25 protein-coding genes and 1 riboswitch are annotated in these 24498 nt (G+C 43.4%); of the genes, 6 read left to right on the plus strand and 19 right to left on the minus strand.

Annotation, left to right across the window (positions count from 1 at the left end; all coding sequences use genetic code 11):
• Positions 1-456: 456 nt before the first annotated feature.
• From HLI_RS02970 to rsgA, 5 genes are all read right to left on the minus strand, one after another.
• Positions 457-1494, minus strand: coding sequence for a DUF2332 domain-containing protein (locus tag HLI_RS02970; protein WP_431357389.1), 1038 nt, complete (start codon positions 1492-1494; stop codon positions 457-459).
• 39 nt (positions 1495-1533) lie between these two features.
• On the minus strand, positions 1534-4941 hold the full coding sequence (locus HLI_RS02975) for a hypothetical protein (RefSeq protein ID WP_128523013.1): 3408 nt from the start codon (positions 4939-4941) through the stop codon (positions 1534-1536).
• A 152-nt stretch (positions 4942-5093) separates the two neighbouring features.
• Entirely contained in the window at positions 5094-5291 is a 198-nt protein-coding gene (locus HLI_RS02980; RefSeq protein WP_128523014.1) for a hypothetical protein, read from the minus strand.
• Between the two features lie 33 nt (positions 5292-5324).
• On the minus strand, positions 5325-7127 hold the full coding sequence (locus HLI_RS02985; RefSeq protein WP_128523015.1) for a beta/alpha barrel domain-containing protein: 1803 nt from the start codon (positions 7125-7127) through the stop codon (positions 5325-5327).
• A 56-nt stretch (positions 7128-7183) separates the two neighbouring features.
• On the minus strand, positions 7184-8206 hold the full coding sequence (rsgA, locus tag HLI_RS02990) for a ribosome small subunit-dependent GTPase A (RefSeq protein WP_128523016.1): 1023 nt from the start codon (positions 8204-8206) through the stop codon (positions 7184-7186).
• A gap of 387 nt (positions 8207-8593) precedes the next feature.
• Between rsgA and HLI_RS02995 the strand changes: the two genes are divergently transcribed.
• A complete protein-coding gene (locus tag HLI_RS02995; RefSeq protein WP_128523017.1) occupies positions 8594-8845 on the plus strand; it encodes a hypothetical protein in 252 nt (83 codons plus the stop codon).
• An 8-nt stretch (positions 8846-8853) separates the two neighbouring features.
• Here the strand turns inward: HLI_RS02995 and HLI_RS03000 are convergent, their stop codons facing one another.
• A complete protein-coding gene (locus HLI_RS03000) occupies positions 8854-9201 on the minus strand; it encodes a hypothetical protein (RefSeq protein ID WP_128523018.1) in 348 nt (115 codons plus the stop codon).
• Positions 9202-9349: 148 nt separating this feature from the next.
• On the opposite strand from HLI_RS03000, the gene HLI_RS03005 reads away from it, so the two are divergent.
• The 3 genes from HLI_RS03005 to HLI_RS03015 are packed head-to-tail and all read left to right on the plus strand — an operon-like array spanning position 9350 to position 11519.
• On the plus strand, positions 9350-10030 hold the full coding sequence (locus HLI_RS03005) for a hypothetical protein (RefSeq protein ID WP_128523019.1): 681 nt from the start codon (positions 9350-9352) through the stop codon (positions 10028-10030).
• An 11-nt stretch (positions 10031-10041) separates the two neighbouring features.
• A complete protein-coding gene (gene nfsA, locus HLI_RS03010; RefSeq protein ID WP_128523020.1) occupies positions 10042-10779 on the plus strand; it encodes an oxygen-insensitive NADPH nitroreductase in 738 nt (245 codons plus the stop codon).
• On the plus strand, positions 10779-11519 hold the full coding sequence (locus HLI_RS03015; protein ID WP_128523021.1) for an NAD-dependent protein deacylase: 741 nt from the start codon (positions 10779-10781) through the stop codon (positions 11517-11519). The genes nfsA and HLI_RS03015 overlap by 1 nt, the downstream gene beginning before the upstream one ends.
• A gap of 306 nt (positions 11520-11825) precedes the next feature.
• Here HLI_RS03015 and HLI_RS03020 read toward each other — a convergent pair whose 3' ends face one another.
• The 10 genes from HLI_RS03020 to HLI_RS03065 all read right to left on the minus strand — a co-directional run bounded on the left by HLI_RS03020 (position 11826) and on the right by HLI_RS03065 (position 19669).
• Positions 11826-12089 (minus strand): hypothetical protein, encoded by a 264-nt coding sequence (locus tag HLI_RS03020; RefSeq protein WP_128523022.1) that lies wholly within the window; start codon positions 12087-12089, stop codon positions 11826-11828.
• A gap of 281 nt (positions 12090-12370) precedes the next feature.
• Complete coding sequence (locus tag HLI_RS03025; RefSeq protein ID WP_128523023.1) at positions 12371-12916, minus strand: hypothetical protein; 546 nt, start codon at positions 12914-12916, stop codon at positions 12371-12373.
• A gap of 87 nt (positions 12917-13003) precedes the next feature.
• Positions 13004-13501, minus strand: coding sequence for an SRPBCC family protein (locus HLI_RS03030; protein ID WP_128523024.1), 498 nt, complete (start codon positions 13499-13501; stop codon positions 13004-13006).
• A 70-nt stretch (positions 13502-13571) separates the two neighbouring features.
• Positions 13572-13862: an ArsR/SmtB family transcription factor gene (locus tag HLI_RS03035; protein ID WP_128523025.1), complete on the minus strand. Its 291-nt coding sequence runs from the start codon at positions 13860-13862 to the stop codon at positions 13572-13574.
• 201 nt (positions 13863-14063) lie between these two features.
• Positions 14064-15272: a Bcr/CflA family efflux MFS transporter gene (locus tag HLI_RS03040; RefSeq protein ID WP_128523026.1), complete on the minus strand. Its 1209-nt coding sequence runs from the start codon at positions 15270-15272 to the stop codon at positions 14064-14066.
• Between the two features lie 698 nt (positions 15273-15970).
• A complete protein-coding gene (locus HLI_RS03045; protein ID WP_128523027.1) occupies positions 15971-16987 on the minus strand; it encodes a ThiF family adenylyltransferase in 1017 nt (338 codons plus the stop codon).
• Positions 16987-17757, minus strand: a complete 771-nt coding sequence (locus HLI_RS03050) for a thiazole synthase (protein ID WP_128523028.1) — start codon at positions 17755-17757, stop codon at positions 16987-16989. The genes HLI_RS03045 and HLI_RS03050 overlap by 1 nt, the downstream gene beginning before the upstream one ends.
• A complete protein-coding gene (gene thiS, locus HLI_RS03055; RefSeq protein WP_128523029.1) occupies positions 17754-17957 on the minus strand; it encodes a sulfur carrier protein ThiS in 204 nt (67 codons plus the stop codon). Before thiS ends, HLI_RS03050 begins: the two co-directional genes overlap by 4 nt.
• Entirely contained in the window at positions 17941-19077 is a 1137-nt protein-coding gene (thiO, locus tag HLI_RS03060) for a glycine oxidase ThiO (protein WP_128523030.1), read from the minus strand. Before thiO ends, thiS begins: the two co-directional genes overlap by 17 nt.
• Complete coding sequence (locus HLI_RS03065) at positions 19067-19669, minus strand: thiamine phosphate synthase (RefSeq protein WP_128523031.1); 603 nt, start codon at positions 19667-19669, stop codon at positions 19067-19069. The genes thiO and HLI_RS03065 overlap by 11 nt, the downstream gene beginning before the upstream one ends.
• Positions 19670-19823: 154 nt before the next feature.
• Positions 19824-19935, minus strand: a riboswitch (TPP riboswitch).
• A gap of 326 nt (positions 19936-20261) precedes the next feature.
• Between HLI_RS03065 and HLI_RS03070 the strand changes: the two genes are divergently transcribed.
• A complete protein-coding gene (locus tag HLI_RS03070; protein ID WP_128523032.1) occupies positions 20262-20483 on the plus strand; it encodes a hypothetical protein in 222 nt (73 codons plus the stop codon).
• Between the two features lie 44 nt (positions 20484-20527).
• On the opposite strand, the gene HLI_RS03075 is transcribed toward HLI_RS03070, so the two are convergent.
• The 3 genes from HLI_RS03075 to HLI_RS03080 form a co-directional block, all read right to left on the minus strand.
• Positions 20528-21865: a copper amine oxidase gene (locus HLI_RS03075; RefSeq protein WP_128523033.1), complete on the minus strand. Its 1338-nt coding sequence runs from the start codon at positions 21863-21865 to the stop codon at positions 20528-20530.
• Between the two features lie 335 nt (positions 21866-22200).
• On the minus strand, positions 22201-22359 hold the full coding sequence (locus HLI_RS21425) for a hypothetical protein (RefSeq protein WP_164908461.1): 159 nt from the start codon (positions 22357-22359) through the stop codon (positions 22201-22203).
• Between the two features lie 99 nt (positions 22360-22458).
• The gene (locus tag HLI_RS03080; RefSeq protein WP_128523034.1) at positions 22459-23013 is read right to left on the minus strand and encodes a cupin domain-containing protein; all 555 of its coding nucleotides are present in this window, start codon (positions 23011-23013) and stop codon (positions 22459-22461) included.
• Between the two features lie 198 nt (positions 23014-23211).
• On the opposite strand from HLI_RS03080, the gene HLI_RS03085 reads away from it, so the two are divergent.
• Positions 23212-24246, plus strand: a complete 1035-nt coding sequence (locus HLI_RS03085) for a zinc-binding dehydrogenase (protein WP_128523035.1) — start codon at positions 23212-23214, stop codon at positions 24244-24246.
• The last annotated feature ends 252 nt before the right edge of the window (positions 24247-24498 follow it).

Consider the following 24498-nt stretch of genomic DNA (forward strand, 5'->3'; position numbering starts at 1 on the left):
GGAAGCAACGAGGCCTATCTGAAAAGAGTGATGTTTTTTGATTTAAATATGTCTTATCGAAATAAAGAAGCCGAGTTGAACGATAAAATCGTCCGGCCCGGCCATTCTTTGATGCATAAATCAGAAAGTTGCAGTTCTTCAGTAGCCTCACTTCGTCCTGTGGGGTCTCAGCTGTCCCGCACACCCCAGTCCTTAAGCCAATGGAGGCTGAATTTTGGTTGGAAATCTTAAACCGCACAACTGCTGTCCAGCTCCAGTGCCTAGCGGCTAGTGAGACTCCCCTCGCTTCTGTACGATAAGTCAACATCGAATCGCTATGCTCTACGGGTTTCCTTTATCTCCTCCAGAAACAGCAGCAATGGCTATGACCTTAGGTTTGTCAGTCACCTTTTTCACCCCCCTTTCATTTTTAAGAGTCTCCCCTCCAGGTTACTGTGCAGAATTCATCCACACCTCCTATTGGAAGCTAGGCAATTTCCAATCAAACCATCTTCCATGTCCTTCTGTATCTCCAATCGTTCTTTCTTCTTTTATACCATTGATAAATGAATCCATATGTAATTTCCGATCGCTTATATTATTGTAAATATGGAAAACATCTCTTTTACTGCCGATCCTGTTCACTTTTTGCAGCAACTCTGTTTTTACTGCTTCCGGCATCTGGTTGGCCACATGGGTATGGAAGATACATAGTACCTCATCTTCAGAGGAGTTGCCGGCTAAATCTGAAAGCATTGCCACCCCGTCCCCCTCGATCAGCTTTGGAGGAGCGATTCTCAATTGTTCCACCGCTTTGTCGAAGGTGCGTAGCCTTTCCTTATGTTCCGGCCAAATAAGCGCTTTCAACCAAAGATACTCCTCCTCATCGGTTAAGTCGCTAATCTGTAAATCTACCCCTACCCGGTCTTTAACCAAAGGAGGAGGTGTAAGGAAATCAGGCACACTTCCTTCCCGCACCTTTGAGGTCAAATGAACAACTGAGTTTTCATTCCCATAATTTTTTCCGGTTCCATAAGAGTAAGAGTATTGATCCCACAGCAATTGCAACCCTGCGCTTGAACCAATTTCGATTAAAGAAAGCGGCTTTTCAGTCTTTTGATGGATATGACAAAAGGCTGGATAGAGATATGCACACCTCCCCACTTCATTCGTTTGCACAAGCTTGGTCCGTAACAACGCGATTATTTCTTCTCTATATACCTCACAAAAATCCTGAAAAAACGGATAAGGGTCTCCCTCCTGCACCGTTTCAGCCACAATACTTGGATAAAACGCCTGCAAGTGATGCTGCTTCCCTTGGAATAAAAGGTAATGAACGGATCCGAATAATAGATTAGGGATCGGCTGGCCTTCTTGAGCGTGAGAACATAAATTTAATAGCTCTTCATCTTCAGCGATTTCTAATGCTAATGTTTTGTATAATAGACTCGAGCCTTCACACTCGATTGCGGCAAAATCCTCAAATATTTTTTTCAGCTGATTGGTATCCATCACCTTTCCCCCTATCATTTAAATGCTTGTCAACGTTGAAAATCAGTTCCATTTTTTCAGAGCCGCCCATAACCCTTTCAGTTTCCGTTCGATAGGGTTGCTCGCATTTGTTTGCTGTTTTTGCCATTCATTGTAACTGGCGATTCCGATCAGGATAATGCCTGCCAATAGCAGGTAGACCCACCATGGCATATTGCCCCAATAAGGCTTCGTTTGATAAAGCACATTGAATATCAGGACGCCCATTCCTACAAAAAAGTAAGATTTGATTCGCCACTGCATACCGGCAATCATAGAAAGCAGCGATAACCCACCGATGATCCATGCGTCCCAGATGGTGTGACTTCGGATAGCATCAATAACCAAATAGGCAGCAATGAGCAATAGCACTGCAAATTGAACGTGGTTCATTATCGGTGCATATTCTTTCCATGTACTTTTTTTCAAGAAGAAAAGAACGACGAGAACAGGTAACACGAGCAACTCTGCTTCTATCAAGTCCGGTATCATATGGCGATGATCAACCAGTCCGACAATATAGCTAGCATATAAACATCCGGCACCAGCAGTATGGAAAATCTTCTGCAGTATAGGCTTCGACCATTTGCCGGCATTGATGAAGAGCCACAAGCTGAGAAGGAGAAGCGGAGTAATCTGAATCCAAACATTCTCATCCATCATTGTTGTGAGGTTTGTGTAAGCAATGTACACAAGCGCCGTCCATGAATAGGCATCCACTTCATATTTCGGGCTGATCAAATATTTATGAAAGTAACGCCCGGCTGTGACAAGGACGCCAATACAAATTACCATGATAGTAAGAAAAGTGAGCCTCTCCCAATCCATGCTTACCTTTTCCCATAATCCGATCGTCAGGATTAATGGAATGAAACGGGCAAGTGTCCACCCTCTCCGGTGTAAAAAGAAAAGGATCAGCACTGCATAGCCAAGGACAACCAGCCAGTCAAGGGAGAACCATCGGCCTGGCTGGTTTATGATCACCATCAGCCCGATCATTGAAAATGGAATCAAGTACCATTCAATCCTGCGACTCCATTCTAATGGTACTGCTCCCCACAATACTGCAAAACAAAGACTAGTTAAGATATAGACAAATTCGGACGGTATCGATACGCCCCATCCGTAAAAGTCTTTACTCGTCAGTATCATGACAAAGAATGTTGTCATACCCGCGTACAACATCAGCCTGGTTACCCATTCATGCTTGGTATTCAGTGAGCTGAATATATATATAGCTAACGGGATGACCAACACCCATGGCTGAACATTGCCAATGCCCAGTTGATCTAAGTAATAAACAGCAATCAGCAATGGCAGCAATCCATGCCCAAGCCAATAAAAGTACGGCCTGATTCCCGGCCATTTCTTCTCTCCTAACTCTCCGATGCCAACAAGAAGCACCGGCGCAAAGACCAGATAGATGAAATGGGCGGAGAATGAATCCAACGCTAATGTATCCATCAGGGAAGCATAAAATGCCAGGGTGACCAGGGATACGAGCAGCCATAAGAATGTTTGTTTTGCAAATTGGACCAGACTGTACAGCATGGCAATTCCAACCAGCAGGATCAACGGTCTGACCACATCCCCTTCAACTTGAGTGTTGTTCAATAGTAAGACCATACCAAGACTGTAGGATACCTGGCTGACGTAAAAAGTCGCTGTGGAAAGCTCCTTTTCACTAACCCTCTTCCAGCCTAGATGAACAATCAAAAGCAAGACACCTATGACCGCATAATGAAAAGGCATGGAAAGACTTTCTTCATAGCCTGGAAACCTGTCACTCATAGGTTCATAGATTATGGCCCCTGCCAGGAGCAAATTGATAGGCTGGCCCCAAACAGCAGTTATTTTGATATCGTGGCTGCTGTGCTTTCTTTTCACCAGATAGCATTGGATGCTGACGAGCAGTAACATGAGTGCACTGTAACCATAAATCATCTCATACAACGCATAGACGACTGCTCCAGCCATCACCATCAGACATAAATGAAAAGTACTTTCCTGAATCACCTTCAACCAGGTATTTTCTGTCCATAAGCCGACATACACAAGCACCAGTGAAGCACCTGCAAATAAGAAAAAGAACAACGGACCTGTTTCGGTCAACTCCCATAGCTGCCAAAGGGTAATAAAGAAAAACACTGGTGTCATGTAAAGGATTACCACGTATCCAGTTAAATTAGCAAGGAGCAAATAATTGGCGGTGATGATGACATAGGCTGTCAACAATACCCAGGAACCTTCTTCTCCTCTTAATAAAATGCTCTCATAACTGATATAGACAAAAGCGAAAAATGAGACGACTCCACTCGTGTATCGAAAGACTTTTTCCACAAACTTGTGGTTTCTGAAGGCATAGGCAAATCCTAAATAAATCAATCCAACCAGTGCATACACCGTCAAGTCCAGCGACTGGAGAGGAGAATGTTCCACCAATTGATAAATGGCGTAAACAACCATCACCGAAAAGACAAATTGGTATTCTTTCGTTTTATAGACGAAGACCATCGCCATGTAAATACCAGCCGTCAATAAGAGATTGAAACTGTAGAACACTTCACTCTCAAAGAAAAACAAGAGAAGCAGGGTTGATAATACAAGGTTCATCTGAGCATACAGGGGAAATTCTTTCATGAATAACTGCCATTTTTCTGAATCTTTGAAACGCACATGAAAAACGAGCAGCCCTGCATTAAAGACCATCAGCAATAAATAAAAAACATCTGTAGCTAAGGGAAGAGCCCCGAGTGCAAAACCTACCGATAACGATAGAAACAGAAGGGAAATCCACACATATAAACGCGACTGATGGACAAAAGCAATCCGAACATACAACGGCAGTGGGAGAAATGCACCCAAGAAACCGAGCAGATACCTTCCCTCTCCGAATAGAGATAAATAGCTTCCCAGCAACTCAAAGTAACCGATCGCCACAATGGCAATAGGAATTAACAAACTTCCAAGAGTCAAGAAAGCAAAGGCCGTTTGTGTAATCTTCAGGAATCTTCCAGTCACATAACTAAGCCCGAAGAAAAATAACGACACAAACGCCAGCGAGAACACTTTCATCCCGGCTCCCATCTGATTCCACTGACTCGTAGCGACAATCAGACCTGTAATAAGCAACAGTGATACACCTAAAATCAATGACCAGGTGATATTCCGTTCACGGATTTCTTCTGCTGATTTTACTTTTTTCACTTTCTCAGGTTTTGCTGGTTCCGGCTTAGCCTCCTCCACCGGTTCAGCTCTATCTACTTTCATCGCCTCTTTCTGCTTTTGCAGAGATTGTTGCTCATTGATATCTGAATGGTGCGCCTCTAGGACTCTCCCATATTCATCATCGGACAAATAACCTTCGTTCCATAAGTGGACAAGTCTTTCCTTGAAAATCGCCTGTCTCTTTTCTTCTGATAAATAAGACACATTGCTCCCCCTTTCGCCCGATTGTTAAGTGTAATATTACACCTTAACGACACTGAAATCAACCTTTATTTTCCATATTCATATGTAACATCAATGAAACTATGAGCCAAGATCTTTTTCAAGAAGTGTCTGTTAAATGGAGAAAATAAGAACTAATAATAGAGATGCAGCAGCGATAAATGAAAAGACCGCCATCGGTTTACTTTCAGTTCTGCTGCACCTGTCACGAGCATCAAAGTACCAGGAAATAAAAGCATGTAAGAAAGTACATTATCATTTCCAGTGATCGACGCATAGTTGAATATTCCGATACATATGACTGCCAAAACGACTCGGGTGATTGCTAACATTTTCCCACTCCTGAAGTTCATTTTTCCTTCCATTTATCTTTTTGTCAGATACGAGAAGGATAAAATGAGTCCAGATCCGTATAAACCTAATGCAATATAGGCAGGGAGCAAATGAATGAATGTTGTATATCCAATCATGATATGGACGAATATTCCTGCAGCAAAAGCCGGGATGCCTCCTATAAGATACATCCACCATAACCATCGTTTTCCTTCATGAAACCCCCAGAGTGCAGCCATTAGCACGAGCGAGCCCACACTGATCAAGGCACTACCGAAACCGGCCCGGTCATGGGCAACGACGGGGATCAGCCGTTCATTGAAAGCCTGGATCATATCTGGAGGCATGCACAGGTACTGGATATCCGTCGGGATAAACACACTGGATACCCCGATTACCGAAATAATGATTCCTCCCAGTACAAAAGCAAACCCTAAAACTACAAGACAAAATTGGCCATATACCCCAAGCTTCCATGCGCGACTATTCTTCCGGTTCGGTGAGGAAGGTGTTTCTTTCAATCCACGTGATTGAATCGCCCCTGTCATATACATAGGAAGGAGAACGAGCCAAAACACTAGATGCAGCCAATCGAAATATCCATATCCTATGAAGAATAGAATGCCTGCAAAACCTGTAATAGCTGCAAAGTCAATGGCTTGCCTGGCCCACCTCAGTCCATGACGGACGCCGAATCCAGCCAACATCATATAAATAAAACCACCGGAAATCATTGTTCCTGCCAAGGTCATGCGATCGTGTTTCATGAACCAGATCATTCGCTCATTAAATAGCAGCAGCTCTTCTCTTGTCATTCCTAAAAAATGTTCATCATATGGAAGAATGACCGAGGTCAAACTGAACATCAAGGCCAGAAGGCCTCCGAGCAAGATCGACAGCCCAAAGAGAAAATACCAATTCCACCCTGTATCAGGAATCCCCCTCTCCCCTTTTTCATCAATTAAAGCTTCATAGATCCGCTTCGGCAAACCAGGGCCTGTATCGATGTATTCACTTGATAATAGGAGCAGGTCCGCACCCTCATCCAACAATTCGATCGCATCCGCAGGTTCACGGATTCCACCTACCGTGATTTTATGTAAGCCCGGATATTTCTTTAAACTATGCTTATGATTTTCCTTATTGATCACGGTATCTTCGCCTGCTTGTTCTTCCAGTATAATTCCAGACAGCCATTTAAGCTCATCCTCAAGTTGAACATCCTCCACCAGATGACTTGGCACCCTTACATAAAGAGGTTTATATTCATTCAGGAGCATCAAGTCTGTCGGATGCAATTCATTTTTCATTTGTTGATAAGAAATACTATAAAACCCTTCGTATGGCTGCAATTGGTCAGCCAAGTGCATGATTTCCTCTTGCGAACCCTTCAAATGAAAAAGAAGTGGCTGGCTGATATTATCCCGCACAAGATGATCCAGCGTCTTTTGCAGTCCTATCGATTCGCCCCTCGCAGGGAAAGCGATGGTCCGATTCGCGAGGGTTCTTTTCGGATATAATGGACGTCGTTCTTCCTCTAATGTGACGGGTCCGATTTCTATGAACCCAAAGCCTAACTGACTGAAAGCTTTCGTTCCGGATAACTGCGGATCCATCTTTCCGGCAAGTCCAACAGGTCCTGAAAAAGGAAGACCGTTAATGGAAGTGTGCAGCCGGTCCGAAATCTCTTCTCTTCCTAAAAAATGAATGAACCCGCTCCCCCCTGGTAAAGAAGCGATTCGGTTCATGTTTTTATGTATGAATTCTCTGGAAGCTTTTGTTGATAACTTCTTCAGCCAGGGTTTGAATAATACATGATAGGACCAATCCGGCATATAATCACCCTCTCCATAAAGAAAAAGAGATACCGGACACCGGCATCTCTTAAAGTTTATTTAATCGCGTTAGGACCATGAAGCATCCGGTTCGTCCGGTGTGTCCCGTAGCGATCTTTCAGTTCAAGCCGCTTCAGCTCACGCTTTAATTTGTTGTAGCTTTTCAGACGATCAGCTTCCAGCTCTCCTTCATCAATGGCATGGAGCACTGCACAGCCGGGCTCCTGTTCATGTCGGCAGTCTCTGAATTTACAAGCAGCGCTCAATGATTCAATGTCGGAAAACGTTTGATCAATCCCTTGCTCATCACCCCACAGCTGAAGTTCACGCATACCCGGAGTGTCTACGATGTAAGTGCCGTTTGGAAGTTGAAACAGCTCCCGGTGGGTCGTTGTATGACGTCCCCGATCGTCTTCTTCTCTGACTGCTTGCGTCGATTGGATCTCTTCACCCAGCAAACCGTTGATCAGCGTGGATTTTCCGACACCTGACGAGCCGACTAGTGAAATGGTTTCTCCAGACCGTAATTCCTGGCGCAACTCATTCATGCCATCTTTCGTTAAATTATCGATGGCATAGACAGGCACACCTGGGGCAACCCCTTCAACTTCAGCGAGTTGTTCCGCAGGATTTTCGCACAAGTCCTTTTTCGTACAGACGACTACAGGTCGTGCTCCACTTTCATAGATTTGCTGCACGTAGCGTTCTATTCTACGTAAATTGAATTCCTGCGTCAAAGCCGTCACGATGAAAACGGCTTCGACATTCGCAGCAATCACTTGCTCACTATGGCTCCCGCCTGCCTTCTTCCGAGATAAAATTGTCTTACGATCAAGGACTCGTTGGATTTTGGCTCGTTCTCCATTTTCATAAGGATCGAATACGACCCAATCCCCTACAGCCGGGTAATCACGATCCTGTTCCACTGTATAGTGAAAACGACCAGAGACCTCCCCATTCATTTCCTTATCATCTGTTACAACGGTGTACAGTCCATGGGTGAGGCGGGAAATACGTCCGACCTGTTCACCGCTTGCTACCTGTTCTTCAAAAAATACATCAAAATCAGTCCGTTTCATTTCATTCCTCCTGAGATTTCGGAGGACGTTACGAGTGATGTCCTCCGTGATTGGTTATTTGTTGGATGGGAAATTGCTTGTTTAAATTCGTCATAAAACATCGCTCCTAACTTTTAGTTACATATAGTATATCAAAGAAACCTGATTATGTTTCATTTTTTCCGTAATTATCCACCTGCGAATATTTTTCCGCTATGAATCCCTTTGATTCGATGGATCTGCCACTCAGAACCATTTCGTTTTACAATCAAATAGATCGGGAATCTCTTAATTGGGCTAACGACAAGAAACCGCCAAAACTAGACTGTTTTCACTGTTGAAACCCCACTTCACTGCATGGTAGTATTTATAAAATAGAAAATATTCAGATAAAAAGGAGGTTAACTCTTGGAGTTTATTGAACTTAATTCTTGGATAGCGCCAAGTCTACTGTTTTTGACTCTTGCTGCAATGGCCGGGTCCTATTTCTGCTTCAAAGCAGAGAAGTATTTTATGCTGATGGGATTCGGGATGGTTCAAACCCTCATAAGTACGCTGTTTGCTGGCAGTATCGGACCGGTTCTCTTCGGGATAGGGTTGATCCAGTTTTATGTAGGGATCGTCAATATAAAAAAGGTGAAAGCTATGAGTCATGAGTAATCATGAGCTTATAGAGCTTTCACCTTTTTTTCTATATATGAACACAGGTGTCCTATGGTTGAGAGATGTTCAAACTCTTTCCTGTGAGTAAAATCATCCTCTTCCGCTATGAGATCCCAGTGCTTCCGAAGTGCCTCCATCGTTTCCATGAACTTCCCTCGATCGCCTTTATACAATCTTCTCAAATCCGTATCCGTAGTCAGATGTTCCGAAGGATTTTCATAATCTTCATCAATATACATATGAACATAGAAGACCACACTGCGATACACAGCGACAACCAACCGATCATCATGGAGCTTCTTTTCACTGCTTCTCTTCATTTGATATTCGTTGAAGTTGAACACTTGCGCCACTTTTACCACCTCACACTCCAATACTTTATTATATATTCTTCATTCATTTACAAAATCCTTCATGGTTCAATGTTTTTCTGAAAACTAAACCATTCTATTGTTGTGGTATCCTGTAGAAAAGAATAATTTCTAAGTGAGGGGAATCATGATGTACAAAACATGTCTCATCATAGTATCATTTTGCTTAATCCTCATCGGCTGCAATCATAATGCTGATGGAGAGGATGAAGATCCAGCGAAGGTCCACGCTGTAGAAGAAGGTGAAATAAAGGTTGAAAAAGAACCGGCGACGGAGAAGGATGAACAAAAGTTACAACTGACGGTCCAGGGCAATTCTTATCCATTCCAATTCAACGATTTTCCTATTCTGTCTCAATATGTGCAAAATTTCGACCGGCCTGAAGAAACGCTGCAAAACCTTCCCTTCGTCCAAATAAAAGAAGACCAATTCTTCGTCGAGTTCGCCTGTCATGAAGAAAGGTGTTCCCATTTACTGCTCGACTTCGGTGAAAAGAATTCCTTTCTTCTGAGTGACTTGAGTGCATGGAGGACTACAAAAATCTCTCCCGACAACCAATTTGCAGCTTTTCTTTTTGAACGTGCCACTGCTGGGGGGGCAAAACATCAACTGACTGTTGTAGACTTGTCTACATTAGAGCCTGTCGAATTGGAAGCTGCCGACAATCAACTTTTATTGAAACCGAATCATTACCAATACACGATTCATGATGTTACTTTTATGGATGAAGAACAGTTGAAAATCATAAGTACTCCCATGGATGCTGGTGAAGACCCGGCCTACGTAACCTCCATGTGGAATTATCAGTAGGAGGATCAATGATGAACGAAACGATTGAAACCATACATAAACACCGCTCCATTCGCAAATTCAAAGATACAGCGATAACAGAGGAACAATTAGACGCTATCCTTTCCTCTGCTCAACAAGCTTCCACTTCCAGTTATATGATGGCATACAGCATCATCGGCGTGACCGATGAAAAGAAGAAAGCCCAACTTGCTGAAATCACCGGCCAAAACTATGTGAAAGACAATGGCCATCTGCTGGTCTTTTGTGCTGACTTACACCGCCATACCTTGAATGCCACACCTGAACAATATGAACAAATGACACCGAACCTGGAAAATAGCGAGCATTTTCTAGTCTCTGCGATCGATGCTGCCCTTGCTGCTCAAAATGCAGCGATTGCAGCGGAATCCATGGGACTCGGAATGTGCTATATAGGAAGTGTCCGTAATCAATTGGACCGTGTGGATGAAATCCTCTCCTTACCGAAGCATGTGATTCCGCTCTTCGGCATGGTACTCGGCGTTCCTGACGCCCAGCCCGACCAGAAACCGCGTTTACCGAAGCAAGCCATTTATTTTGAAAATGAATACCGTGATCATAAAGAAACCTTGAACGAATTTGATGAATCGATTGCCGCTTATTATCAATCCCGTAAGACGAACACACGCCATGACTCGTGGACAGACCAGATGCTCAGACGTTTCACTAATCCGATGCGGATGGACGTCACAGGTATCATCAAAAACAAAGGATTCAACAAACAATAATGGAATATAATTCTATCCACGAAACAATAGCTCTCCATCTGAAAAGTGCAGAAAATATTGCAGTCCTGACAGGAGCAGGAGTCTCGACTGCGAGCGGCATTCCTGATTTTCGCTCAAGTGAAGGGTTGTGGGCGGAAGATCAATCGAGAGAATTTTACATGTCGACTGATTATTTTTTTCACGATCCAGAAGACTTCTGGAAAAAATATAAAGCCATTTTCCGAATGAAACTTTTGAAAAATTACCGACCGAATGTTGTACACGAGTTCATACAAAAGCTGGAAAATCACGAACGCGGCGTTTCTGTCATCACTCAAAACGTCGATGGGCTCCATACATTGGCTGGAAGCTCAAACGTACTTGAATACCATGGTACCCTCAATCGCTCCAGTTGTCCGCATTGTGGCCGCTCCTTCTCACTTGAAGAAGTAATGAAAGTCCAAGTACCTAAATGCGACAACTGCGGGCATGTATTGAAACCAGATGTGCTGTTGTTCGGTGACATGATCACAGCGCACGACGAAGCAGAAGCGATGATCAATAAAGCAGACCTTTTACTCGTTATGGGCACATCCCTTCTTGTGACTCCATTCAATTTACTGCCATACTACGCATTGGATCAGCAACAGACAACATCTGTCATCATCAACAACGAACCAACAGATAAAGATCATTTATTCGACTATGTCATCCATGAAGATTTGACCCAAACCATTGAACGAATCGAGCAAAAGATGTAACAAAAGCGCAAGCGCCTTGGTCAGCCTCGACAAGCTTAAGACGATCCTCGCCGTGACGTCCTTTGTCACAGAGAGGATTGACTTAAGACCTCGAGAGGCTAGGCGCTGGAGCTGGATGTAACAAAAGCGTAAGCGCCTTGATCAGCCTCGACAAGCTTAAGACGATCCTCGCCGTGACGGCCTTTGTCACAGAATCAACAAAAAGAAGCGCTCAGAGCTTTTCACAGCTCTGGGCGCTTCTTTAGGTTCACATATGCGAACAAGATAGGAACCCGCCTGAAAACCCTGGATTCCTCTCCCGATGACTTAAGTTTGTTCTTCGACTGGCTCGTCAAACAAGTCGGTGAATTTCGCTACATTTTCATAACTGAATTCAAATGCCATTCTTACCTCACCGAAACCCGGCTGATAAAAATAACCTTGAACTTCATAACTGCTTTGATTCTCTCTGACCTTCGTAAGATGAAAATACCTTTGAAGATATTGTGCCATCTCTTCCAGTTTTTTGTTCCGCACTTTAATCCATTGTTCTTTTAGTTCTTCTGTGGGAAAGTCAGATTCTTTTAACATTCGCTCACTCCTCTAGGGAAATACAAATCTCTAAAACTGTGTTTATAGACATTATCATATAAGAGGTTCGACTTATTTTCAACTGCTAACCGAGATAAAAGTAGGAGTTTTGGTCACCGTATGTATGGATTCAGAAAAGGTTCAACCGGAAGAAAGCGCCTCTCATGCGGTTTTTATAGGGTACAGCTTAAAAATCAGAAAACAGATGACGCACACGACTCTTATTAGAACCGTATGCGCTTTGCCCGATGCCTATTCGCTTTTTCATAAGTGCTCTTAATCTATTTCCAGATTGCCTTATATTTTTTTGCGTATTTCGTATCCTCTACATTTTCAATTAAATCCAGGGCTGTCTGCTTAATGTCCTCTTCTTCCAAATGGTCATAAAGCTGTCTCATATTCTGGAGGATATCTGATCGGATGAGGGTATAATTTTTTTCTTCTGTGCAATTTTGAAAACGGTGCTCCATGTATTCCATAACCATATCCCGCTGCTCTCTGCCAGCCAGTCCTACCTTCCAGATCGACTGTAAACTATGTCTGGCTGTAACGAACTTTTCGTCTTTCGTTACCTCCCATAGCTTAGGGAAATCATTCAGCATCCTTGCTTCCGGATCACTTTTCGCTAAATTCGCCAGATACTGGGCTGCTCTTGACCGTTGATGGTTATCCTTATGAGTCAGATCCTCCAGTAATTGATCCCACACTTCATAAGCCCAATCAACTTCGTGTTCTGTCTCATTTAAAATGTTATGGTACGCTTCATAACGTTCCTGTTTATCTTTTGATTTGGATTTCTCGAATTCTTTCTCCATCTCACTATTCATTCTCATTCCTCCCAGCACTCTATGATTCCCCATTCATTGATCTACGAGCAGTTTACTGAATGAGGGATTTTCGTATCGTTCCTATGATTATCCTTTGTAGCTGATTTTTCCTGTTTCCACCAGTTCCTTCAGCCCCATGAACATTAAATTCCATCCATGTTCAGTGCCATCATGGTACTCTCCAAGAGCTTTCTCAACATCAGTTTTTGTCCAGTCATCTTCATGAGCTACATGAATCAGTTGAGTGAATGTCATGTCACAGCCCTGCTGTATTTCTTTTAATTCCACTGTTATTATATCCTCTAATTCGCTGAACTGGGGCATTTTAAACGTAAATACAAGCTTTTTTGGAGGATCCACTTCAAGATACTTTCCAATCGCACGATAGTCCACGCCATCCCTATGGTCGATCACTTCCCATGTCCCTCCCTCTTGTGGATCATTTTGTGTCAGCTTATTTGTTCCTTCCAACGTGAAAAGCCATTTTCTCATCATGTCAGGATTCAACCATGCATCAAAAACCCTTTCCGGTGCTACACCGAACTCTCTTTTCATCTTTAAAGTTGTAGTAGATAAATTTTCCATAAAAATCCCTTTCCCTTATTTAATGTTCGTCCTTTTTCGCTTTCCATAACTCTTCTTCAAGAATATCGAATCACTTACTCCAGAACTGCTCGTACACTTGGAGCCATTGAGAAGCTAAGGATAAAGTTTCAGCATTGAGCCGGCAGATGTGGTTCCTCCCTTCTATCTTCCGGTGAATCAAATTCGCTTTTTCCAATACTTTAATATGTTTTGAGGCAGCGGCTAAGGACATGTCAAAAGGGGCAGCCATTTCTGAAACCGAACGTTCCTTCTCAGAAACGAGACTGACCATCTCTCTTCTGGTACTGTCCGCAAGAGCATGAAAGATTGCATCTAAATTTTCGTTATTATGTTCAACCATGTGGTTAATTATATCCTTTCCTATCAAAATAGTAAACCGATCGGTTGAATTGGAAACGGGTTCTAACAATTCATAAAAGAGATACCTTCGACAAGAAATGGCGTGGGCTTTCTCTATGGAAACGACTCCTAATGATAAGCTTGCTATTTCCTTCTATAAAAAAACTCTCAGCCTGCACGATCCAGGCTGAGAGCAAATCATTCATGATGTGAAACTTTCTGGTTTCTTCGTTAAGGTGAAAAACATCACGGCACCAATGGAAGCAGTGATAAATAAAGTCGCCCCCATCGGGACAGCTGTCGACTCATCAAGGCCTACAAGTGGAGAAACGGTCGCTCCGAATAATAGTGGCAGCATCCCCAAGACCGCGCTTGCACTTCCTGCCCTGTGCGCCTGGTGTTCCATCGCCAGCGTGAAGGTACTCGTCAACACCATCCCCATTGCTGTCATATAAATGAAGATCGGAATGACCAGAGATGCCAGTGGCCCTTCAATAATTGTCATGACTAAAAGGAAGAGGGTGGCACTGACAGCGATGATGATCGCAGCACGCAACAAGCTTCTTTCATGGATGATTCCACCTAACCGGCCGATCAGAAAACTCCCTGTGATGATCGCTAGACCATTGATACCGAACAACACACTGAAAACTTGTGGCGATACCTCATAGATACCCTGGTACACAAACGGTGTTCCTGATACGTAGGCGAAGCTTCCTCCGTGCACAAAACCGATGGTCAGGGCATAACCAATGAACGATCGATCCTTAAACAAACGACCGATGGTGCGGAAAGACTCCTTGATTGAACTGGGAATCCGTTTCTCGACAGGCAGGGTTTCTTCAAGTTTTACCGTCACCGTCAAAACGATCAACAGGCCAAGAAAAGCTAAGAAGTAAAAGATCGTTTCCCACGCAGCAAACGGCAGAAGCAGAATCGCTCCCCCTGTCATCGGCGCAATCATCGGAGCCGTTGCATTGATGACCATTAATAATGCGAAGAACTTCGTCAGTTCTCTCCCTGTAAATACGTCGCGCACAACGGCACGGGAAAGAACGACACCTGAAGAAGCAGTGAATCCTTGTAAGAAACGCGCAATGACTAATATGGTGATATTCGGAGCCAACGCACAAAGGAGCGAGGCAAAAGCAAATAAAGAAATAAAAACAATCAACGGTTTTCTTCTTCCTTGTGCATCACTCATTGGCCCGACGACAAGTTGTCCGACTGCAAGTCCGATCAAACACGAAGTCAGACTTAACTGCACGAGCGATGCGTTTGTTTCCAGGTCTGATGCAATACCGGGAAAGCTCGGTAAATACATATCAATATTCAATGGCCCAAGAATTCCCAGCATTCCGAGAAGAAAAGCCAGGGCCAAGCGTTCTTTTCCTATTGGGTTATGCAGCATAATACTCAAACACCTTCCTGATTGACTCTACAATTTTCCGTTCCTTGTAAGGTATCCCCACCTTCTCCCATCTTTTAAACTATGATTTTATCGCTTTTCATTCATAAAGTCTATGTTCTTCTCCTGATAGGGAATAAATATTCCTCGGCTTAAGACAAACATTAAAAATAGTAGTTCAATTAAGGAGTACACACCCTCGTGTGGCTCCGTTAACTGAACTACTGATTTCTACGTGTTTTTCATTCAAATTTGCGAAAAATCCCCTACATCTTCGGAGGCCACTGAAAAACCCTTCTCAATCCAGAAGAGTTGTTAAAGTTTGTTGTTGCTTCTCACGAATCGCTTGTCGGTAGATGCTTGCCGCGGGCACGGCCTCAGCTAACTTGGTCAAGAAGATCATTTGACCAAAGTGGATCTTCGGCTCGCGCTGTTCTCGCAGGCGTCACCACCGAACGCTCCTCGTGGAAGCAACGAGGCCTATCTGAAAAAAGTGATTTCTTTAAGGTATATATGTCTTATCGAAATAAAGAAGCCGAGTTGAACGATATAATCGTCCAGCCCGGCCTTTCTTTGATGCATAGCTCAGAAAGTTGCAGTTCTTCAGTGGCCACCATCTTCGCGGGTTTTGTAAGCCAGCAGTTAATGTCGCTTTGCCCACTCTCCCAAGTCAGTCATTCACTTACGTCGGCAGGCTGATATTACACTCCGACATATCGATGGTACAGCTTCTTCGCTTTTGTCACATCGTGGACTCCATGAATCAAGGTTCTTCCCCCTTTGAAAACAACGAATCTCACTCCTTCTACCTCAAAGATAAGAAGTTCACCATTCTCTTTACGCTTTGCAGTCACAGCTGCCAGATGATTATTCAATTCCTGAAGCGACCGAGTTCCAGACTTCTCTGGTCTGACTTGAATGGTGTCCCGCCCGCAAAGAACCGCCGTCTGCATCCCTTTTTCTTTTTGTAAATAGGGGTAAGCAGCCTTTTCAGAACATGAATGACATTGGGGGTCTAAAAGGTTCGTTACGTTGATGGAAGAATGCTCCCCTTCCCAAACATCAAAGTAAATGAATCGGGAAGAAAATGGAGAGCCGGTAAGATACTTCAAACACTCGGTCGTTTGATAAGAAGCTGTCATTTGTACAGCCGGTCCAATGATACCAACCGTATCGCACGTCCCCCCGTTTTGAGGTACATGTTCAATCAGGCATTGCAAGCAAGGAGTTTCCCCTGGCATAATACCGAGGGAAACCCCATGACTTTGCAAACAGCCGCCGTAAACCCATGGGACCTTATGTTTTGCTGTAACATCGTTGATGATAAACCGTGTATCGAAATTATCCGTGCCATCAAGGACCATGTCCACATTCTGTATCAAACGTTCAGCATTTTCTGCATGAAAATCTTCAGCAATGCCCTCTATTACTATTTCAGAATTGATAGCTTTTAACCTTTCCTCAGCAGCCTTTGCTTTCGGGCGTGTGTGGGTTGCATCTTCTTCTGTATAAAGCTGTTGTCGCCCCAGATTGCTCCACTCGATGTAATCCCGATCGATAAGTGTCAATTTGCCGACCCCTGCTCTTGCTAACATTTCTGCATTGGCACACCCCAAAGCCCCTGCGCCTACGATCAGCACATGTTTACGTGAGAGGAGATCCTGTCCTTCATTACCTATTGCTGAAAAAAGCTGCTGTCGTGAATAGCGGTCCCTCATCATTCAATCATCCCGTATTCCGGGCTGCTTTTTGTCGCATATGTTTTTTGCTTAATTCTGCCTGCTTCATAACCTAAACGCCCGGATCGGATGGCTAACTTCATTGCCTCGCTCATCTTGACAGGATCATCTGCCCCTGCAACGGCTGTATTCAACAATACGCCATCTGCCCCAAGCTCCATAGCCCATGCTGCATCTTTAGGGGAACCTATCCCTGCATCAACGATCACAGGTATTTCTGATTGTTCAATGATAAACTGAAGATTGCCCGGGTTTATAATGCCCTGCCCAGAACCGATTGGTGAAGCCCCAGGCATGACAGCATGAACGCCCTCCTCTTCTAAACGCTTGGCTAATACCACGTCATCTGAGGTGTATGTCAACACTGTGAATCCTTCACTTAAAAGTTGTACAGACGCTTTCATCGTTTCAAAAGGATCAGGAAGCAATGTTTTATCACAACCGATCACTTCTACTTTAATCATGTCACACAACCCGGATGCATAAGCAAGACGGGCCATCCGTACGGCTTCTTCAGCATTTTTTGCTCCAGCTGTATTCGGAAGTAATGAGTATTTTTCTAAATCAAGTGCTTCCAGCAAGTTAGGCTCATCAGCATCAAAAATGTTCATCCTTCTTACTGTGAAGGTCAATATCTCAGTCTCTGAAGCTTCCACTGCTTCTTTCTGCATTTTGAAACTAGGGTATTTGCCAGTCCCTAACATCAATCGTGAATGGAAATGTTTAGCACCTATTTTTAACATGATTATCCTCCTCCTACAAAATGAACAATTTCAACAGCGTCTCCATTGGAGAGCTTTGTGGTTTCATAAACATTTTTACTGATGATTTTCCGATTAACTTCCACAACTGAAAACACTTTCTTCACTTTATATACATCGAGCAAATCAGCCACTGTCGTTTCCTGTTCTGATAACTGCACGTCTTTCCCATTAACGCGAATATTCATAACGGCTGCCTCCTTCTCTTTGAAAGCGTTCCGGTGAGAACATTTCCTTAAGCACATTGGGAACTGTCTTTCCAGCAATCATATCTTTAATGATTTGGCCGGTAGCAGGAGCTAGCAAGATTCCATTACGATAATGACCGGTGGCAAAATACAGCCCCTCTATTTCAGGATGCTCACCGATGATCGGCCTGCCATCGACCGAACCTGGCCTAACCCCTGACCAACATCCATGGAAGGCTTCTTCTTGTAAATCAGGGAAAATGGAGAACACATCATTCATCAATTTTGATAACCCCCCAGCTGTTGTGGCCGTGCTTCGGTCCTCAGGAATGGTAGTCGCCCCGATTACAAGGCGTCCATCCAGCTTTGGCACGAGGTAAAAATTGCGGAAGAATAAGGTCTCATTTACAAAGTGCCTGTCAGGTTTGATGGAAAAACATTCGCCTTTTGTCGGAACCATAGGGTTTGAAAGACCAGTACCAGTAAACCAACGACCGCTTTCAGCCCCTGAAGCCACTACGACCTTTTCAGCAGTGAGTGAACCATTTTCGAGGTGGACTTTAAAAGCCCCTTTTGACTTTTCTACACTTACTACCCCATTATTCTCAAGCAGACCTCCACCATAAGCTAACGCCCCTCGCTTAAAGGCTTCACAAGCTTGTGCGGGTTCCACATGTCCATCCTCTTTCATGAATAATGCTCCAGATGCTTTTTTAGTGACGGCAGGTATCCGCTCTCGTAGCTGGTGACCCGAAAGATACATTAAGTCAGGAAACAGGTCCCTTTTTGCGAGCAAATCATCGTGATGTCGTGGATCGGTGGCAATTTCCAGCATGCCGCATTGTGAAAAGCCGATATCTATCTCTGTTTGTGCGTATAAGTCCGTACTTAATTTTTTATACAGATTTCTGCTATTCTCACAAAACTGGTGAAAAGCACCTGCTTCTTTATTTTCTGTATGCACCCCGAGCATGCCGGCAGCTGCCTTTGTCGCTCTATTGCCACTTGTATTCTTTTCCACCACTAACGAAGAAAGGCCACTTTCACTCAAATAATAGGAAACCGAATGACCTATGATCCCCCCGCCGATAACCAACGTATCTATGTGCTTATCCATCATAAAGCCCCTTCCTTTTGTAACGATCCGCCGCTTCCAGAGGATCTTCAGCACTGAATATCCCAGACATGACCGCGATCCCTTCCACCCCTATCGCAGTCAGTTCTTTCACTTTTCCAGGATGAATCCCCCCGATTGCCACCACTGGAATACTGAGCACCCCAGTCAGGTTGGCGACGTTTCCGATTCCTCTAGGAGTCCTTCCTTTTTTACTGCTTGTGGAATAAACGTGGCCATACATGACATAATCCGCTCCTTCCTCTTCTGCTTGTATAGCTGCATCTATGGTATGTACAGATACACCTACAGTGAGGTGCGGGTATATTTTCCTTACCTTGTTGACTGCTGCCCCATTTTCCGGAAGATGAAGATGATCGACCCCCGTCAAACCCGCAACATCCATATGTTTATGAACACAAAGCTTCTGTTTAGGAACTCCACTTTCCAGCAAGTTCCTTACAAAAGAAAGATACCCGGAAACCGTCTTTTGTTTTTCCCTCAGAATGATGAGGTCAACAACCTCTGCCAAATCAAGAATGGTTCTTACCAAATCTGTTTCTTCCATTTCTCCATTAGTAACGGCGACTAATTTCACAACCTCACCTCCTCAACAGGAATATAAGCGCCATGACCCACACTCGCAGAGCTAAACAAAATTTTTAACAAAAAAATGCCACCTTCCCGGAGGAGAGTGGCATGACCTATTTTTATTACCAACATGAAAATGCATCCATTTCACGTGTGAAAATACAAAGGCTTTGTCACTTTCCTCCGCTGGTTTTAATGCCAGTTCAGGTTCAAAGAGTCTCGAAGTTCTACTTCAATCTCAGCCTTTAAGTAAAGGCACCCCTAGTGAGTAATTCATTATTTTGTTATGGTCACTTCAACCTTACAATATTTTGAAAGTTCCGTCTACCGTAAGTGAGTATATTTTCGTTCAATTCTACTTCATTCATCTAATAAGTCCAACCGAAAAACCCCTTTCAATCCAGAGGAGCTGATAAAGTTTGTTGTTGCTTCTCACGAATCGCTTATCGGTGGATGCTTGCCGCGGGCACGGCCTCAGCTAACTTGGTCAAGAAGATCACTTGACCAAGTGGATCTTCGGCTCGCGCTGTTCCCGCAGGCGTCACCACCGAACGCTCATCGTGGAAGCAACGAGGTCCATCTAAAAAGAGTGATTTCCTTTGAATTATAAAAGAGAATCACCTGAGATTACAAGGGACGATAGCGATATTCACCGTCAATATCAAACGGATACTAAAGCACACGGGGGAGCAAGAGCCCCAAGGTTTCAGCGATATGAAGAAGCCGAGTTGAACGATAAAATCGTCCGACTCGGCTTTTTCTTTGATGCATCACTCAGAAAGTTGCAATTCTTCAGTAGCCTCTCAAAAAAGGCGGTTTAGCATTTAGATCCTTTATTCAACATTGCATTGTTTAAAGCCAAGGATTACTGCTGTTTAGATTGTTTGCGGAGGAAGACGCCTGCCGCTGCAATTGCTGCAAGAATGGATGCATACAACCAGATGTTGTTATCTGTCGCTGTGCCACCCATGCCTGTATCCGGCATTTCCTCTGGCATTTCCTCACCCATGAATTTATCAGGGTATGCTCCTACAATCCCAGTGGAAAGAGCTTTAGATGCGCCGAACATATGAGCATAAGAATCTCTTAAAGTCATATAGGTTTTCTCATAGTCTTCAGCTGCATATTGATCAAACGTATTGAACAAGTAATCGGCATGTTGCTGCAGACTTGGAGCCAGTTTATCTGCACTTATCTCGCCTTTAGTACCTTGCTCAAGGAACTTAGCGAATGTTTCACGATAATCTTCCAACGCTTTCATGGCTTCTTCTTTCTTCGCTTCATCATCATTTCCTGTCGCTTTTACATAAGAAACGAAGTCATCGATGTGCTGTGTCCAAATGTTATTGAACTGGGAACCAGCTTCTTCACCAAAGATGGACGTAATCGCTTTCGTCAAGTCTTCTGTATTATTTGAAAGAGCTTTAGCGGATGCTTCAAAATCTTCTGATCCATCAAGTCCATTTTGCATCGCCATCGTAGCTAGTCCAACATGTTCACTCAAAAGGTGGTTCAGGTTAGAACGAAGGTCGGCAGCTGGAGTGACAGCTTTCGTATTGTTGAATTTATCCGGGAATTGATTAACGATGGCACTAGACATCCCTTTACTTACGCCATACATATGCTCAATGGCTTTACGCTCTTTCATATACGCTTCTTCATAATCCCCTGCTACATATGCATCAAAAGCACCGATCAACTGGTCGACGTGCATTTGTAAGCCTTCAGCAAGACCATCTGCTTTCAAGCGGTTTCCGGTCGCTTCTGAAATAAATTCAGAGAAGTCCTCACGATACTGGTTCAATTCATCCAATGCCATTTGTTTTGCTTCTTCATCTTCATTACCTGTCGCTTTCACATAATCGACGAAGTAACCAATGTGAGAAGACCACATCTCATTGAACTTCTCCCCAGCCTCTTTACCATATACAGATTCAATAGCAGCTGTGAGGTCATCAGTGTTGGAGGATAAAGCAGCAGCAGATTGTTCAAAATCCGATGCACCTTCCGCTCCTTTTCTCATTGTTTCAACAGCCAGGTAAGCATGCTCACTGAACAAGTTGTCCAGCTGGGATCGCAACTCTACTGCTTCCGTTTGAGTTTGTGGAATCTTATGTTCTTCAGCATTCACGATATCCAAAGACGTAGGGAGTAACAGACTTGCACTCATTGGTACGACTAATAGAGCTTTTTTGAAATTCATGATTCATTCATCTCTCCTTCGTTTTTGTTTTTTCACATAGCTATCGGACAAGGATCAAATTTGGATCACATTTTTCATGAAAAAATTAACTTTTCACTCGTTTGCTGTCGTTTTTCCTGTGTTGACAGGGTCTATGGACATAAATGATAACCTTTGGAATTTTTCAGCAAATCAGAGGGAGAGAAGAAGTACGGAGATTTTTTATCAATAGCACAAAAAAACCAACCTGATGGAGGATGGCTTTGGATAAATATATAATGTTTGAATTAATAAGCGTAAAAAGGATTTTCTGTATAATAAATCAATGGAAAACTCTAATTAACAATGTACTTCCTTTACATGTTTTTACTTTGCTGAAGAAGTTTGGATTTCCCTGTACGTTCCCACTCTTCTACTATTTCATTAGCTCTTTCTTGTGAATAACTTTTCCCTACGTGGAGTCGCATTAGTACTAATTCTTGAAGAATGTGTGTGGCGTTTACTCCTCTTTTCACATCCTCCAGCCCTTCCTCCACTAAAAATTCCGTGTACTGCACCCATTCATCTGGTGTCCTGCCAAAAACAACAGATTCTTCATAGCCTTCACTGTAGCCTTATTCCGCATCTATTGCATCTGCTTTGGTAACATGAACTGTTCCAAATGGATGGTTAGGTGGGGCGTATATCGAGTAAAGCTTAAGAGGTGTCTCACCTGTATTGGTTAGATTATGCCATGTACCAGCAGGTATGATTATGGCGGAATCGTCATAGACATTTTTTTCAAAGTTTAATTGATCTTTACTTTTACCCATCTGGACAAACCCTTGCCCTTGTTCAATACGTAGGAATTGATCAAGATTAGGATGCATTTCCAAACCGATATCTTCACCTACATTTATACTCATTACTGTCATCTGTAAATGGGATCCAGTCCATAAAGCTGTACGATAAGTATTGTTTTGTTTCGTTGCTTCATTGATATTGACGACGTATGATTCAGGTCCATAATCCATTAATGATATACTCCTATCGTTGGTGGATGAACGGTAATAATTAAATCTATTTTCATTAGGAGGAGCCCAGTAAACTGATTGTGTTCCATAGTTATTCAATGGTCCATGAACATAATATGGATGTTGATAAGTGAACATATAAGGAACGTAATACATCTTTCTCAATCCCTTCGCAATTTATAAAATCATCGTATGTATTCGTTTAGGAAACGTACCTGCATACAAAAGATCGACTCATGTTATCGGGTGGATTGGGCATTTTATAGATAGAATTAAAAGATGCTGAACTTGCCTAAATGAAAAAAACAATTAAACTGAAGAGTATCAATTTAAGCAATGAAAAGGGAGGATAATATGAAAGCTGTACAAGTAACAGGTTACGGTGATGTAGACAAATTAGAGCTCGTGGAAAAAAAGGTGCCGGAACCGAAAAGTGATGAAGTACTCATTAAAGTGAAGGCTTGTGGAATCAATAATACTGAAATTTGGATGCGAGAAGGAGCTTATGGGTCAGGGGGTAAGTCAGGTTGGCGGCCAGAAGGTGTACAATTCCCTCGCATACCAGGATCAGACATCACTGGTTGTATTGAGAAGACAGGAAGTGAAGTGGATGAAAGCTTAATAGGAAAAGATGTCGTCTTATTTCCATTCACATCAAGCGGCAAAGAAGGACTTGAGCATATCTCAGAAGATATGTCCTTTATCGGTTCTGAATACGATGGAGGATATGCCGAATACGTAACTTGGCCCGCTGACCTATGCTATGAGATGCCTCTAACCGATTCGATTGAAAGTGCCGTCTTCTCTGTAAGCGGAATGACTGCCTGGCATATGGTGGAACAAATCAAAGCAAAGCCAGAGGAAACAATCATGGTGACCGGTGCAAATGGCGGTGTAGGTTCTCTGAACGTCCAAATTGCTGCCAACGTATTCGGGTCTAAGGTCATCGCGATTGTCGGAGATTTGAAGCTTGAGGAAAAAATGAAGGAATTAGGAGCCACCCACGTGCTATCGTACAAGTCTGACAACCTAGCTGAACAGATCATCGAAGTAAACGGCGGCCCGGTCGATTCTGTCTTGGATGTAGTAGGCGATGCCTTATTCAGCACTTCCTTGCAAGTACTCAAAAAGGGAGGGAAATTTTGCACATCTGGTTCAGCAGGGGGGCAAAAAACTGAGCTTGATTTCCGGACCCTCTACTTGAAACACATCACTCTGTACGGTTCTGTTCTAGGGACAAGAAACGAGTTCAAACGCATGCTTGATGCTATAGAAGAGGGTAAAATCAAACCGGTCATTGACCGCACCTTTCCACTAGAAGAAGCCCGGGAAGCTCAAGCCTATTTTAAAAATGCAGGCAAACTCGGGAAGATCGTCCTCATCCCATAAAGCTTTTGAATAAAGGGGGGTAACGGCAGTAGAGTCGCTTGTCCTCCCCCCTCACATTTTATATCGAAGAAGATCCATGTACCCTCACCTTCACCAGCCTGTTAAATACTAATTAAACCACACCCTGTCTACCATTCAGACCTTCCCCCCTCTGCATATCAAACCGTTCTTCTATTCCCCTCAAGAAAACCTTCTTAATTAAACAGTCCTCCTGGCTATTTCGCCCTATTATTCTATTAAATTTTGCAAATA

The sequence above is a fragment of the Halobacillus litoralis genome, assembly GCF_004101865.1.
Lineage (GTDB): Bacteria > Bacillota > Bacilli > Bacillales > Halobacillaceae > Halobacillus > Halobacillus litoralis_A.

Bases quoted from the DNA above. Each gene is read 5' to 3' on its own strand.
- HLI_RS02980 (WP_128523014.1), bottom strand. From the start codon at position 5,291: ATGTTAGCAATCACCCGAGTCGTTTTGGCAGTCATATGTATCGGAATA.
- HLI_RS02985 (WP_128523015.1), bottom strand. From the start codon at position 7,127: ATGCCGGATTGGTCCTATCATGTATTATTCAAACCCTGGCTGAAGAAG.
- rsgA (WP_128523016.1), bottom strand. From the start codon at position 8,206: ATGAAACGGACTGATTTTGATGTATTTTTTGAAGAACAGGTAGCAAGC.
- HLI_RS03005 (WP_128523019.1), top strand. From the start codon at position 9,350: ATGTACAAAACATGTCTCATCATAGTATCATTTTGCTTAATCCTCATC.
- nfsA (WP_128523020.1), top strand. From the start codon at position 10,042: ATGAACGAAACGATTGAAACCATACATAAACACCGCTCCATTCGCAAA.
- HLI_RS03015 (WP_128523021.1), top strand. From the start codon at position 10,779: ATGGAATATAATTCTATCCACGAAACAATAGCTCTCCATCTGAAAAGT.
- HLI_RS03020 (WP_128523022.1), bottom strand. From the start codon at position 12,089: ATGTTAAAAGAATCTGACTTTCCCACAGAAGAACTAAAAGAACAATGG.
- HLI_RS03025 (WP_128523023.1), bottom strand. From the start codon at position 12,916: ATGAATAGTGAGATGGAGAAAGAATTCGAGAAATCCAAATCAAAAGAT.
- HLI_RS03030 (WP_128523024.1), bottom strand. From the start codon at position 13,501: ATGGAAAATTTATCTACTACAACTTTAAAGATGAAAAGAGAGTTCGGT.
- HLI_RS03035 (WP_128523025.1), bottom strand. From the start codon at position 13,862: ATGGTTGAACATAATAACGAAAATTTAGATGCAATCTTTCATGCTCTT.
- HLI_RS03040 (WP_128523026.1), bottom strand. From the start codon at position 15,272: ATGCTGCATAACCCAATAGGAAAAGAACGCTTGGCCCTGGCTTTTCTT.
- HLI_RS03045 (WP_128523027.1), bottom strand. From the start codon at position 16,987: ATGAGGGACCGCTATTCACGACAGCAGCTTTTTTCAGCAATAGGTAAT.
- thiS (WP_128523029.1), bottom strand. From the start codon at position 17,957: ATGAATATTCGCGTTAATGGGAAAGACGTGCAGTTATCAGAACAGGAA.
- thiO (WP_128523030.1), bottom strand. From the start codon at position 19,077: ATGATGGATAAGCACATAGATACGTTGGTTATCGGCGGGGGGATCATA.
- HLI_RS03075 (WP_128523033.1), bottom strand. From the start codon at position 21,865: ATGAATTTCAAAAAAGCTCTATTAGTCGTACCAATGAGTGCAAGTCTG.
- HLI_RS03080 (WP_128523034.1), bottom strand. From the start codon at position 23,013: ATGTATTACGTTCCTTATATGTTCACTTATCAACATCCATATTATGTT.
- HLI_RS03085 (WP_128523035.1), top strand. From the start codon at position 23,212: ATGAAAGCTGTACAAGTAACAGGTTACGGTGATGTAGACAAATTAGAG.